Source organism: Streptomyces mayteni (genome assembly GCF_054783955.1).
Window position 1 is genome coordinate 22,433 of record NZ_BAAGPR010000057.1, and the last position, 11,506, is coordinate 33,938.

Genomic DNA, 11,506 nt, shown 5'->3' on the forward strand with positions numbered 1-11,506 from the left:
GAACCCGCGTTGGGGACCTCCGGGCGGCCGTCCGCCGTTAGGCTGAACACCATCAGGTGTCACGGGCCCGCGGTGCGGGAACTGCCCTGACGGCGGCTGGAGTTCGAGGACTGGTTCGAGAGCTGGGGGTGCCCCATGTCGGCGCTGGACGACCTCAGGAGAGCGGCGGGGGTGGAGTTCGACTTCGCGCCCGGCGCCCAGGTGCCGCTCTCCGGCACGAGCGGTGGCAGCGGCCTCAGCCACGCCATCGCCTCGGTGGCCTACCGTGACGTGGCCCCCGAGGACATCAAGGTGCCCAACGACGCGGCGAAGGTGAACAAGGGCCGGTTCACACTGCTGGAGCCGAATCTCGGCGAGGCGTTCACCCGCGCCGTCGAGACGCGGATGCTGGCGGACGGCCGCAAGCCGCTGATCCAGTCCTTCGGCGTCGATCCCGGCGTCGTGGTGGAGCACGCGCTCAACGCCAAGCGCGTCCGCCGGCAGCGGGACCGGCAGCTGAGCGCGATCATGATCGGGTTCGGGCTGCTCTTCCTGCCGGGCGTGGCGATCTGGCTCGGCCTCTTCCAACTGCGGCGCACCATCGCCGGCTCGCAGGACCGGCGGGCCGGTTTCTTCGGCGTGCTGGTGCTCGGGCTGCTCGCGGTGCTGATCGCGGTGGCGGTGATCCGCGCCCCGTTCGACGGGGTGCTGCGGATCTACGTGTGGAGCATGCTGCCGGCGCCGATCATCGGCTGGTTCCTCGCCCAACGGATCTGCGAGCGCGCGGCGCAGAACCTGCGCACCCACTGGTCGGCGCAGATCGGCGGCGGTTCGGGCGCCAAGATCCCGGAGGCGGTGCCGCAGAACCCGAACGACGCGGAGGCGGAGCGGATCAGGCTCGGCCTGGCCAAGCTGACGGCCGAGCAGAGCAGCAACATGACGTACTACGCCGGGCCCAAGGGGATACTCGGCATGGGCGTGCGCTGGGGCAGTTGGCAGTTGGCCGAGGAGTTGCGCCCGCGCGACCCGTCGCGGGAGATCGACCCGTTCCGCAGCTGGGACGTGGCCCGCGCCATCGGCGACCAGCTGCGGATGCTGGAGCGTGGCCCGCTGCACACCGGCGGTTTCACCCAGCCGTCCATAACCCACTGGGTGGTGCGGCACGTCGGCGAGGGCGCCGGCGAGGTGTCGCGGCCCGACGGGCCCAACGCCGACGGCTACAGCGTCAGCTCCCTCGAGGTGCAGCGGATCTGCAACGAGTCGCAGTACGACAGCGGCGACCGGCACTACCTGGGCGTGCAGTTCGTGCTGTGGGGCGGTGAACTGGTCGTCACCATGATGATCTCGGTGACGGTGCTGCACCACACGCTGCGGATCGAGGTGACCGGCTACGCGCTCGGTCCGGTGGACGGCTTCTTCCGCAAGGGCCCGGACGCCAAGACCAAGGAGATCACGGACCCGCTGCGGCCCTGGCGGAAGGTGAAGCGGCCGGCGCCGCTCGTCGAGGTGAGCGAGGTGGTCAGGCTCGCCGCGCGGGCGCCGCTGACCTGGTTCCCGGCCCGCCTGGACAAGCTCGGCGGCACCATCGCGTTCCCGGAGCCCTTCGGGCTGCGGCACGTCTGGGCGACCACCCCGTGGAAGCACCGCTTCATGGTGGACGACGTGCTGCGCACCGCGACCCCGGTGCTGCGGGTGGCGCACGCCGCCGCGTTCAAGGTGCTGGCGGAGAACGGTGTGGACATCTCGGCGTTCGACAGCCGCTCGCAGGCGCTGGGCGGTCAGGTGCAGTCGGCCTCCCCCACCAAGGCCGACGAGTACAACATGTGAGGGCGCGTCAGGCGGGCCAGGCCGCGGCGAGCATCCGTCGGGTGTCGGCGAGCAGTTGCGGCAGCACCTTGGTGTGGCCCACCACGGGCATGAAGTTGGCGTCGCCGCCCCATCGGGGCACCACGTGCTGGTGCAGGTGGGGCGCGATGCCGGCGCCGGCGGCCGAGCCCTGGTTCATCCCGATGTTGAAGCCGTGGGCGCCGGAGGCGACCCGGACGGCGGTCATGGCCCGCTTGGTGAGCTCGGCCAGCTCCGCGGTCTCCTCGGCGGTGAGCTCGGTGTAGTCGGCGACGTGCCGGTAGGGCACCACCAGCAGGTGGCCGCCGTTGTAAGGGTAGAGGTTGAGCACCGCGTAGACGGTGTCACCCCGGTTGATGATCAGCCCGTCCTCGTCGCTCTTGCCGGGGATCGCGCAGAAGGGGCAGCCGTCCCCCGCGCCCGGCCCGGTGGGCTTGCCCTCGCCCTGGATATAGGCCATCCGGTGGGGCGTCCACAGCCGCTGGAAGGCGTCCGGCGTCCCGACCCCGATCTGCTGCTCCGGCTCGCTGGTCATGCCGGTCAGCATATGGCGTGTCGAGGGAGCGGCCGGCCCCCGGGGCGGTTCCGGGGGCCGACCGGCGTCACACCTGGACGCGCCGTTCGACGGCGTCGGCGATCTCCCGCAGCGCCTCGGCGCGCGGGATGCCGTTCTTCTGCGAACCGTCGCGGTAGCGGAAGCTGACCGCGCCGTTGGCCATGTCGTCGTCGCCCGCGATCACCATGAAGGGGACCTTGGCCTTCTGGGCGTTGCGGATCTTCTTCTGCATGCGGTCGGCCGACGAGTCGACGTCGACCCGCAGCCCGCGCGCCCTGGCCTCGGCCGCGAACTCCTGGAGGTACGGCACGTGGGTGTCGCCGATCGGGATGCCGACCGCCTGCACAGGCGCCAGCCACGCCGGGAAGGCGCCCGCGTAGTGTTCGAGGAGGACGGCGAAGAACCGCTCGATCGATCCGAACAGCGCGCGGTGGATCATCACTGGCTGCTGCCGGGAGCCGTCGGCCGCGGTGTACTCGAGGCCGAACCGCTTGGGCTGCTGGAAGTCGACCTGGATGGTGGACATCTGCCAGGTGCGGCCGATCGCGTCCTTGGCCTGGACGGAGATCTTCGGCCCGTAGTACGCGGCGCCGCCCGGGTCCATCACCAATTCGAGGCCCTGCTTGCCGGCGGCCTGCCGCAGCACCTCGGTGGCCTCGGCCCACTCCGCTGGCTCGCCGATGAACTTGTCCGAGTCGTCCCTGGTGGACAGCTCGAGGTAGAAGTCGCTCAGGCCGTAGTCGCGGAGCAGGTTGAGCACGAAGGTGAGCAGCCCGTCCAACTCGGCCGGCATCTGCTCCTTGGTGCAGTAGATGTGCGAGTCGTCCTGGGTGAAACCGCGCGCCCTGGTGAGGCCGTGGACCACGCCCGACTTCTCGTAACGGTAGACCGTGCCGAACTCGAAGAGCCGGAGTGGCAATTCCCGATAGGACCGCCCGCGCGCCTTGAAAATCAGGTTGTGCATCGGGCAGTTCATCGCCTTGAGGTAATAGTCCTGTCCTTCGAACTGCATGGGCGGGAACATCGACTCGGCGTAGTTAGGCAGGTGGCCCGAGGTCTCGAAGAGCTTGGCCTTGGTGATGTGCGGCGTGTTGACGAATTCGTATCCGGATTCCTCGTGCCGGCGCCGCGAGTAGTCCTCCATGACCCGGCGGACGACGCCGCCCTTGGGGTGGAAGACGGCGAGGCCCGAGCCGAGTTCCTCGGGAATGGAGAAAAGGTCGAGCTCGGCGCCGAGCCGCCGGTGGTCACGCTTCTCGGCCTCGGCCAGGAATTCCAGGTGGGCCTTCAGCTCGTCCCTGGTCGGCCACGCGGTGCCGTAGATCCGCTGGAGCTGCGGATTGCGCTCGCTGCCCCGCCAGTAGGCGGCGGCGCTACGCATCAGCTTGAAGGCCGGAATGAGCCGGGTGGTCGGCAGGTGCGGCCCGCGGCAGAGGTCCTTCCAGCACAGCTCGCCGGACTTGGGGTCGAGGTTGTCGTAGATGGTGAGCTCGCCGGCGCCGACCTCGGCGGAGGCGCCCTCGGCCGATTCGGCGGCGGCGCCCTTGAGGCCGATCAGCTCCAGCTTGTAGGGCTCGGCGGCCAGTTCAACGCGGGCCTCGTCGTCGCTGACGACGCGGCGGGCGAAGCGCTGCCCCTGCTTCTGGATCTGCTGCATGCGCTTCTCGATGCGGCCCAGGTCGTCGGGGTGGAAGGGCTGGGCCACGTCGAAGTCGTAGTAGAAACCGTCCCTGATGGGCGGGCCGATGCCGAGCCTGGCCTCGGGGAACAGCTCCTGCACGGCCTGGGCCATGACGTGGGCGGTGGAGTGCCGCAGGATGTCGAGGCCGTCGGGCGAGGTGATCTCCACCGGCTCGATCTCGTCGCCCTCGGACAGCGGGTGGGCGAGATCACGCAGTTGACCGCCGAGGCGGACGGCGACGACGGCACGCTCGCCCTCGAAAAGGGCCCCGGCCGTCGTGCCCGCGGTCACCAGGCGTTCTTCCCGCTCGGAATCGCGCTGGATGATCACACGGACATCGGACACCGGACTCTCCTGACTCATCTGGGCTGTGTCTCCGCGGCCCACGGGCCACGGTAACCGCGACGAAGGCCGGCCCGCCTCGACGGCGGACCGGCCTTGCCCGGGGTGGGCGATACTGGGATCGAACCAGTGACCTCTTCGGTGTGAACGAAGCGCTCTCCCGCTGAGCTAATCGCCCCCTGGGGTGTTGTGCCCTGCGGCACGTTCAGAACAATACAGTGCCGTTGACCTCGGTTTCAAACCAGCTTCCCGCCACCCCCGGAACCGGGCCCGGGACGAACTCCCAACCAGGCGCGGAGACCTCGGCGCGCGGCCCGCATCATCAGCGCGTGGTTGGCCACCAGGACCGGCCGCGCGGCCCTCGGGAGCCGCCGCAGCAGCGGGTGGCGCAGCGCGGTCTCCTGCCGGTAGCCGACCCTGGTGCCGGCCACTCCGCCCGCTCCCCCGGCGGCCAGCGTCCACCGCATCCAGCCGTCGAGGTCGCCGGCGAGGCCGACCTCGAGCACGCCGGCCGCGGGGTCGCGGCGGATCGCCACGGCCGTCACGCACAGGTCGACGGGTAACACGGAGCGGAACCGGCAGTGGCCGCTGTCGGGCCCGAGCCGGCGCACCTCGCGGACCTGGGGCCACCACCGCGGATACTCCTCCGGGCGATCGAGCACCGCGTAGACCGCGGCGGGCGCCGCGGCCACCCACCAGGCGGAGCGGAATCGATACCCGCCGGTCTCGTCATCCGGCATCGGACCGTCTCCCGCTATATCGCATTTAGCATTCCTCCATTGGAATGAGATTAAAGGGCGCAATTAGGGCAGAGGGGTTTACAACCGGCGGGTACGTGGCATGTCGATTTGGCCGACGTGCGAATCCCCGAGCGCACACTGAGCGAAAGGCCCTGGCGCTTATGAACACCACGGTCAGCTGCGAGCTGCACCTGCGCCTCGTTGTATCGAGCGAGTCCTCACTACCTGTACCCGCGGGGCTGCGGTATGACACGGCGGACCCCTACGCCGTACACGCGACCTTTCACACCGGAGCCGAAGAAACCGTCGAATGGGTTTTCGCCCGCGATCTCCTCGCCGAGGGGCTCCATCGCCCCACAGGGACCGGCGATGTGCGGGTCTGGCCATCCAGGAGCCACGGTCAGGGCGTCGTGTGCATCGCCCTCAGTTCACCGGAGGGCGAGGCATTGCTCGAAGCCCCGGCCCGGGCTCTCGAATCTTTCCTGAAGCGAACGGACGCCGCCGTTCCGCCAGGCACGGAACATCGTCACTTCGACCTCGATACGGAGCTCTCGCACATTCTGGCGGAGAGCTAGGACCCGCCGGCTTCTCGCGCCATCTGAACTCGGGGCGATGGCGCGGAGCCGGCGATGAGCGACGCGAGGGCGTCGCCGCGGTACCACCGCGGTGACGCCCTCGCGCGCGTCATGGGGCGGGCCAGCCGTTAGAGTCGCGGACACCATCGCCCGCCACCGCCGTCCGGCCTGACCCCGGAGCCGCCTTCCGTGCTGATCGACCACGACGTCAGATGCTCGCTCGACCTCGTCGTCGACCTGCTGAACTCCGCGCCCGAAGGGCGGGCGGACGAACTCGCCGACGTCGCCGGGCTGCGGGCCTTCGTGGCCCGGCACAACATCAGCGACGTCGCGGTCGACACGCTCGTGGCCTCGGACGTGGCCGCCGTGCGGCGGGTGCGGGACCGGTTCGCCGGGGTGTTCGCCGCCCCGACCGAGCGCGCGGCGGCCGAGCTGATCAACACGCTGGTCGCCGCGGCGGGCACCACGCCCCGGCTGACGGACCACGACGGTCACGCCTGGCACGTGCACTACTTCGCGCCAGGCGCCTCGATCGCCGACCACCTGGCCGCCGACTGCGGGATGGCGCTCGGCTTCTTCCTCGTCGCCGGCGAGCGGGAGCGGCTGCGGCGCTGCGAGGCGCCGGACTGCGGGCGGGCCTTCGTCGACCTGTCCCGGAACCGCTCCCGTCGGTACTGCTCGAACCGGACCTGCGGCAACCGCCTGCACGCCGCCGCCTACCGGGCCAGGCGGCGCGACGCCGAGGAGAGCGCGCGCCGGGACCCGCCGGGGTCACAGGAGGAACTGGTCGTGCACCCCCGCGAGGAGTAGCAGCCCACCGATCACGGTGAGGAAGAGCATCAGCGGCGGCTGGGACAGGGCGAAGAGACAGCCGCGGCGCTCCTCGGGGGCGACGGGCGCGCCGGCCTGGCCGGCGGCGGTGGGTCTGACGGTTGGCGCTGAGTCGGGAACGTTTTCCCTGGTGATGTGTTGCATGGCGCCGCGATCATGACCCAGCCGGACGGCCCTTCGCGATCAACGCGCCTTCTTTGCAGGGCCTTTCGGCGATTTTCGCCGCTTCTCCCGGTTCTCTGTGCTATGGCAGCCTCGCGGTATCGCCGCCGTGCCCCCGACCGGTCAGATGCCGTGCTTCTTGAGGATGGCCTCGATGTCCGAGAAGTCCTCGGCTGGCGCCGCGCTCCCCCGGGAGGCGGGCAGCGCGGAGGGGGCGGCGGGCGCCGAGCGGCGTTCCTCCGAGCGGCCCTCGCGGGCGGCGCCGCGCCCGTCGGCCAGCCGGCCCGAGAGGAAGAGCAGCACGGCCAGGGCCAGCACGCCGAAGCCGGCCCAGGCGACCGGGTTGAACGTCATGTTGACCACGAACCGCACCACGCCCGTCATGGCGAGGCCGACCGGCAGCAGCGCCACGGCGGCGGTGCGCAGCGCGAGGGCGTAGCGGCGGCGGCGCGCGATCAGCAGGGATATGCCGAGACCGGCGGCGGATAGAAGGGTGCAGGCAGTACCAATCAGCATCTTTCCATCCTGCCTCGCCCGCGGCCGTGCGGCCATGGTGTCGGCCCCCGGATCAGGGTCATTTCCGGGTGGGAGACTGGGCGCCATGAACGCTGACGACGAGACCAGCAGGGACGGCGGGCCCGAGCCCGTGGTCCTGGACGTGTGGTGCGACCTCCAGTGCCCCGACTGCCACCGGGCCGAATCGGACGTGGCCGCGCTGCGGGAGCGGTTCGGCGCGCGGCTGGAGATCCGGCGGCGCCACTTCCCGCTCAAGGGGCACCAGCACGCGCTGGCCGCCGCCCAGGCCGCCGAGGAGGCGTTCGCGCAGGGCCGCGGCGAGGCGTACTGGACGGCGCTGCTGGCCCGCACCGCGGAGCTCGGCAGGCGTGGGCCCGCGGTGCTCCTCGAGGTGGCGGGCGAGGTCGGCGTCGACGCCGAGGAGGTGGACACCGCACTGATCGACGGCCGGCACCTGCTGGTGGTGGACGCGGACCAGGCGGAGGGGCAGGCGATCGGGGTGACCGGCACCCCGACCTATGTGATCGGCGGCGAGCGGCTCGACGGCGGGCGGAGCCAGGAGGGGCTGCACGCCCGCGTCGCGGAGATCGCCGACTCGCTACTGGCTCAGCGCAGCGGCTTGTAGAGGTGGTGGCGGACGGCCCGGTAGCCGAGCGACTCGTAGAGCCGCAGGGCCGGGGTGTTGTCGGCGTAGACGTTGAGGCCGAGCACCCGGCCGCCGGCCGCGACGACGAGCCGCTCGGCCTCCCCCATCAGTGACCTGCCGTGGCCCCGGCCCCGGTGTTCCTCGGTGACCGCGACGGCGAAGACCCAGTGGTCCACGCCGAGGTCGGCCGGGAGGCCGGCGGCGGCCGCCACCCACAGGGTGCCGACGTCGAGGCCGTCGTGGACGAGCACCCGCAGCCAGGCGTCCTTGGTGGCCGGCCCGTCCGGCAGCCTGGTGGCGTGGGCCCGCTCCGCCGCGGCGACCGCGACCGCCTCGGGAACGGCCCGCGTGGTCAGGCTGCGGATCACCTCCTCGCGGTCGCGGTCGCGCCAGGCCGGGTACTCCTCGTCGGTCAGCGCCCTGGTGGTGGAGCCAGGGGGCAGGGCCGGCGGGCGCTCCCCGAGGGGCTTGACCATGTTGCGGCCGCGCTCGCGGTAGCCGAGGGTGCCGGCGAGCGCCGCGGCGGCGGGCGGCTCGGCCGGCACGGCGACCTCGACGGCGGCGCAGCCCCAGTCGCGCAGCACCTCCTCGGCGGCCAGCGCGGCGACGGTGCCCCGGCCGCGCCGCCGGTCGGCCGCTTCGACCACCAGCCGCTCGACGCGGCCGACGCCGGCGCGCGGCTCGGTGGCGAGCCGCAGCTCACCGGCCCGGCGGCCGTTGACGCGGATCTCGTAGCCGCGGGCCCGGCCGCCGCCCGGGGTGCTCTCCTCGGGCCCGGTGGGGCGCAGCGTGGTGGTCACGGGTCGATGTCCGCGGCCGAGCGCTCCTGGAAGACGCGCATCGCCTTGGCCGTCACGGGCCCTGGCGCGTCGGGCAGTTCGCGCCCGTCGACGCGACGCACGGCCTGCACGTCGCGGGTGCTGGAGGTCAGGAAGATCTCCTCGGCGTCCCGCAGGCAGTCCATGGGCAGCTCGGTCTCGCGGGCGCCGGTCCACTCCACGACCAGGGCGCGGGTGATGCCGGCGAGGCAGCCGGCGGAGAGCGGCGGGGTGTGCGGTTCCCCGTCGAGCACCACGAAGACGTTGGTGCCGGTGCCCTCGCACAGTTGCCCCGCGGTGTTGGCGAACAGGGCCTCGGAGGCGGCCTCCTGGCGAGCGCGGGCGAGCGCGATCACGTTCTCCGCGTAGGAGGTGGTCTTCAGGCCGGCCAGGGCGCCGCGCTCGTTGCGGGTCCACGGCACGGTGATGACGGCCGTGGTGTCGGGGCGGCGCGGCGTCTCGGCGTGGGCGACCACCAGGGTGGGGGTGGCGTCGCCGCGGTCCGAGCCCAGCGGGGAGAGCCCGCCCGTGTAGGTGATGCGGAGCCGGCCCAGGGGCAGCGGCACGGCGTCCAGGACGGCGCGGCAGGCGCGGCGGACCTCGTCCCCGTCGGGCGCCGGCAGGCCGAGCCCGGCGGCGGAGGCGGCGAGGCGGTCCAGGTGGCGGCTGAGCGCGAACGCCCGGCCGTCCTGGGTCTTCAGGGTCTCGAACACGCCGTCGCCGACGGTCAGTCCGTGGTCGAAGACCGAGACCCGCGCGCTGTCGGCGTCACGCAGCTCACCGTCCAGCCAGATCAACGCCATGTGCGCTCCTCTCTCGTGCGATGCCAGGGTGCGGCACTCCCTCAGAAGCTACCCCGAGGAGGCGGGACGCCTTCAGCTCGGTCTCCGCCCATTCACCCTCGGGATCGGAGTCCCAGGTGATGCCGGCGCCGCTGCCGAAGCGCAGCACGGGGCGGCCCGCGTCACGGCGGAGCCAGAAGGTGCGGATGGCGACGGCGAGCTCGCCGGTCCCCCGGTCGGCGTCCACCCAGCCGACGCCGCCGCAGTAGGGGCCGCGCGGGGCGGTCTCCAGGGCGTCGATGACGCGCAGCGCGGTGGACTTGGGGGCGCCGGTCACGGAGCCGGGCGGAAAGGTGGCGGCCAGCAGCTCGGCCCAGCCGGCCCCGGGCGCCAGCCGGCCCCGCACGGTGGAGACCAGGTGGACGAGGCCGGGGTGGCGCTCCACGGCGCACAGCCGGGGGACGGTGACGCTGCCGGGCTCGCAGACCCGACCCAGGTCGTTGCGGACCAGGTCGACGATCATGACGTTCTCCGGATGGTCCTTGGGGAGCAGCTCGTCCGGGGTGCGGGCGGTGCCCTTGATCGGCCCGGACTCGACGACGCGGTCGTGCCGGCGCAGGTAGAGCTCGGGCGAGGCGGTGGCGATCTCCAGGCCGTGGGCCGGCAGCCGGACCGTGCCGGCGTAGGGGGCCGGGTTGCCGCGGGCGAGCCGGGCGGTGAGGGCGTCGATGTCGGCCGCGGGATCGGGCAGCGGCGCGGAGAGCACCCGGCACAGGTTGACCTGGTAGACCTCGCCGGCCGCGATGTGCTCGCGGACGCGGGCCACGCCCGCGGTGTAGGCGGCGCGGTCCAGGGAGCTGCTCCAGTCGGCCGGGTGGGGGCCGTGCCACGGGGGCGGCGTGACGGGTGCCGGGGGCGCCGGGCGGACGTCGTCGAACCGGGCGCAGACCAGCTCTCCTTCGTAGCCGGCGACCACCGCCCACCAGCCGGTGGAGTCCAGGGCGGTCGGGTCGTGGGTGACGTCGCGCAGGCCGGTGGCCAGGAATCCGCCGAGGCGGGCGAGCGGAGCAAGGTCGTACACATGCGCGAGTCTAGGTGGGGGTGCCGCGATACCGAGTTTGAGCTGGCTGACGAATCCGCTAGAGTTCGTGACGTCGCCGGGAGCACGGAAGTGAGGCCGGAGGCGCCAAATGCGGACGTAGCTCAGTTGGTAGAGCACCACCTTGCCAAGGTGGATGTCGCGAGTTCGAGTCTCGTCGTCCGCTCGAAGGGGGCCCGCCCCCATCCGGTGGAGTGGCCGAGAGGCGAGGCAACGGCCTGCAAAGCCGTCTACACGGGTTCAAATCCCGTCTCCACCTCGGACGATTAGCTCAGCGGGAGAGCGCTTCCCTGACACGGAAGAGGTCACTGGTTCAATCCCAGTATCGTCCACTGGATCCGCGAGGATCCACCCGCGCGATTAGCTCAGCGGGAGAGCGCTTCCCTGACACGGAAGAGGTCACTGGTTCAATCCCAGTATCGCGCACCAGGTGTCATTGCGAAGGGCCGGAGAGTCGTCACTCTCCGGCCCTTCGGCGTGTGTCGGTTGGGCGGTGCGGCCCGTTGTCTTGTCCGGGTGGGAAAAAGCGCGGTGCCCGGGCAGCTCCCCAGCTGCCCGGGCACATGTGCCGTCCGCCTACCCCCGTCCCCACGGGGTGTGGTGCCGGTGTCCCCGACCCGGGCCGCTCTCCCGGGCCTGGGGCGCCGCTCAGCGCCCCAGAATGCCGGCTACGGACGACGCCTGTGTGACGACGGCCTCCACGCCGCCGATCACGACGGCGAGCACGAGGGCCAGCGGCAGCACCATGGCCGCCGCGACCAGCGGATGGCGCCGCCCTGCGGGTGGGGCGCTGGGCCGCACCGCGATTCGTGCCATCTCTCGGCTCCCGTCTTCGGATTGGGGCGGCGGGCGGGTGACCTCGGGGGACGAGTTTTGCGCCCGCCGCTTGATCTCCACAGTAGTTGGCGCGGGCGGGCGTGACGTCAACCCGGCG

Annotated in this window: 13 protein-coding genes and 5 tRNA genes; 8 read left to right on the plus strand and 10 right to left on the minus strand. The window is 72.0% G+C overall.

Annotated elements, in window-relative coordinates:
- Positions 1 to 135 precede the first annotated feature (135 nt).
- Positions 136 to 1,806 (plus strand): hypothetical protein, encoded by a 1,671-nt coding sequence (locus ACYVPE_RS23470; RefSeq protein ID WP_461035667.1) that lies wholly within the window; start codon positions 136 to 138, stop codon positions 1,804 to 1,806.
- 7 nt (positions 1,807 to 1,813) lie between these two features.
- On the opposite strand, the gene ACYVPE_RS23475 is transcribed toward ACYVPE_RS23470, so the two are convergent.
- The 4 genes from ACYVPE_RS23475 to ACYVPE_RS23490 all read right to left on the minus strand — a co-directional run bounded on the left by ACYVPE_RS23475 (position 1,814) and on the right by ACYVPE_RS23490 (position 5,143).
- A complete protein-coding gene (locus ACYVPE_RS23475; protein ID WP_461035668.1) occupies positions 1,814 to 2,371 on the minus strand; it encodes an HIT family protein in 558 nt (185 codons plus the stop codon).
- A 55-nt stretch (positions 2,372 to 2,426) separates the two neighbouring features.
- Positions 2,427 to 4,406 (minus strand): threonine--tRNA ligase, encoded by a 1,980-nt coding sequence (gene thrS / locus ACYVPE_RS23480; protein WP_461035669.1) that lies wholly within the window; start codon positions 4,404 to 4,406, stop codon positions 2,427 to 2,429.
- Positions 4,407 to 4,509: 103 nt separating this feature from the next.
- Positions 4,510 to 4,581, minus strand: a tRNA-Val gene (locus ACYVPE_RS23485).
- Between the two features lie 58 nt (positions 4,582 to 4,639).
- Positions 4,640 to 5,143, minus strand: a complete 504-nt coding sequence (locus tag ACYVPE_RS23490; RefSeq protein WP_461035670.1) for an SRPBCC family protein — start codon at positions 5,141 to 5,143, stop codon at positions 4,640 to 4,642.
- Positions 5,144 to 5,304: 161 nt separating this feature from the next.
- Here ACYVPE_RS23490 and ACYVPE_RS23495 point away from each other — a divergent pair, with 161 nt between their 5' ends.
- Both ACYVPE_RS23495 and ACYVPE_RS23500 read left to right on the plus strand, forming a co-directional pair.
- Entirely contained in the window at positions 5,305 to 5,718 is a 414-nt protein-coding gene (locus ACYVPE_RS23495; RefSeq protein ID WP_003959770.1) for an SsgA family sporulation/cell division regulator, read from the plus strand.
- 189 nt (positions 5,719 to 5,907) lie between these two features.
- Positions 5,908 to 6,528 (plus strand): CGNR zinc finger domain-containing protein, encoded by a 621-nt coding sequence (locus ACYVPE_RS23500; protein ID WP_461035671.1) that lies wholly within the window; start codon positions 5,908 to 5,910, stop codon positions 6,526 to 6,528.
- On the opposite strand, the gene ACYVPE_RS23505 is transcribed toward ACYVPE_RS23500, so the two are convergent.
- Both ACYVPE_RS23505 and ACYVPE_RS23510 read right to left on the minus strand, forming a co-directional pair.
- Positions 6,490 to 6,684 (minus strand): hypothetical protein, encoded by a 195-nt coding sequence (locus ACYVPE_RS23505; protein WP_461035692.1) that lies wholly within the window; start codon positions 6,682 to 6,684, stop codon positions 6,490 to 6,492. The genes ACYVPE_RS23500 and ACYVPE_RS23505 overlap by 39 nt on opposite strands.
- Before the next feature lie 150 nt (positions 6,685 to 6,834).
- Positions 6,835 to 7,227: a hypothetical protein gene (locus ACYVPE_RS23510; RefSeq protein ID WP_461035672.1), complete on the minus strand. Its 393-nt coding sequence runs from the start codon at positions 7,225 to 7,227 to the stop codon at positions 6,835 to 6,837.
- A gap of 85 nt (positions 7,228 to 7,312) precedes the next feature.
- Between ACYVPE_RS23510 and ACYVPE_RS23515 the strand changes: the two genes are divergently transcribed.
- Positions 7,313 to 7,852, plus strand: coding sequence for a DsbA family protein (locus ACYVPE_RS23515; protein ID WP_461035673.1), 540 nt, complete (start codon positions 7,313 to 7,315; stop codon positions 7,850 to 7,852).
- On the opposite strand, the gene ACYVPE_RS23520 is transcribed toward ACYVPE_RS23515, so the two are convergent.
- Genes ACYVPE_RS23520 through ACYVPE_RS23530 form a run of 3 tightly spaced genes read right to left on the minus strand, consistent with a single transcriptional unit; the run spans position 7,834 to position 10,554 of the window.
- Positions 7,834 to 8,673 (minus strand): GNAT family N-acetyltransferase, encoded by an 840-nt coding sequence (locus ACYVPE_RS23520; RefSeq protein WP_461035674.1) that lies wholly within the window; start codon positions 8,671 to 8,673, stop codon positions 7,834 to 7,836. The genes ACYVPE_RS23515 and ACYVPE_RS23520 overlap by 19 nt on opposite strands.
- Positions 8,670 to 9,494 (minus strand): aminotransferase class IV, encoded by an 825-nt coding sequence (locus ACYVPE_RS23525; protein WP_461035675.1) that lies wholly within the window; start codon positions 9,492 to 9,494, stop codon positions 8,670 to 8,672. The genes ACYVPE_RS23520 and ACYVPE_RS23525 overlap by 4 nt, the downstream gene beginning before the upstream one ends.
- Entirely contained in the window at positions 9,469 to 10,554 is a 1,086-nt protein-coding gene (locus ACYVPE_RS23530; RefSeq protein WP_461035676.1) for a chorismate-binding protein, read from the minus strand. The genes ACYVPE_RS23525 and ACYVPE_RS23530 overlap by 26 nt, the downstream gene beginning before the upstream one ends.
- 111 nt (positions 10,555 to 10,665) lie before the next feature.
- Between ACYVPE_RS23530 and ACYVPE_RS23535 the strand changes: the two genes are divergently transcribed.
- The 4 genes from ACYVPE_RS23535 to ACYVPE_RS23550 all read left to right on the plus strand — a co-directional run bounded on the left by ACYVPE_RS23535 (position 10,666) and on the right by ACYVPE_RS23550 (position 11,001).
- A tRNA-Gly gene (locus ACYVPE_RS23535) sits at positions 10,666 to 10,738 on the plus strand.
- 22 nt (positions 10,739 to 10,760) lie between these two features.
- Positions 10,761 to 10,831: transfer RNA gene (locus ACYVPE_RS23540), tRNA-Cys, on the plus strand.
- Between the two features lies 1 nt (position 10,832).
- Positions 10,833 to 10,904: transfer RNA gene (locus ACYVPE_RS23545), tRNA-Val, on the plus strand.
- Between the two features lie 22 nt (positions 10,905 to 10,926).
- Positions 10,927 to 11,001: transfer RNA gene (locus tag ACYVPE_RS23550), tRNA-Val, on the plus strand.
- 219 nt (positions 11,002 to 11,220) lie between these two features.
- Here the strand turns inward: ACYVPE_RS23550 and ACYVPE_RS23555 are convergent.
- Positions 11,221 to 11,388 (minus strand): hypothetical protein, encoded by a 168-nt coding sequence (locus tag ACYVPE_RS23555; RefSeq protein ID WP_461035677.1) that lies wholly within the window; start codon positions 11,386 to 11,388, stop codon positions 11,221 to 11,223.
- Positions 11,389 to 11,506: the final 118 nt, after the last annotated feature.

Excerpts from the sequence above, each read along its gene's own strand:
- ACYVPE_RS23470 (WP_461035667.1), top strand. The coding sequence starts at position 136 with ATGTCGGCGCTGGACGACCTCAGGAGAGCGGCGGGGGTGGAGTTCGAC.
- ACYVPE_RS23475 (WP_461035668.1), bottom strand. The coding sequence starts at position 2,371 with ATGCTGACCGGCATGACCAGCGAGCCGGAGCAGCAGATCGGGGTCGGG.
- ACYVPE_RS23490 (WP_461035670.1), bottom strand. The coding sequence starts at position 5,143 with ATGCCGGATGACGAGACCGGCGGGTATCGATTCCGCTCCGCCTGGTGG.
- ACYVPE_RS23495 (WP_003959770.1), top strand. The coding sequence starts at position 5,305 with ATGAACACCACGGTCAGCTGCGAGCTGCACCTGCGCCTCGTTGTATCG.
- ACYVPE_RS23510 (WP_461035672.1), bottom strand. The coding sequence starts at position 7,227 with ATGCTGATTGGTACTGCCTGCACCCTTCTATCCGCCGCCGGTCTCGGC.
- ACYVPE_RS23515 (WP_461035673.1), top strand. The coding sequence starts at position 7,313 with ATGAACGCTGACGACGAGACCAGCAGGGACGGCGGGCCCGAGCCCGTG.
- ACYVPE_RS23525 (WP_461035675.1), bottom strand. The coding sequence starts at position 9,494 with ATGGCGTTGATCTGGCTGGACGGTGAGCTGCGTGACGCCGACAGCGCG.
- ACYVPE_RS23555 (WP_461035677.1), bottom strand. The coding sequence starts at position 11,388 with ATGGCACGAATCGCGGTGCGGCCCAGCGCCCCACCCGCAGGGCGGCGC.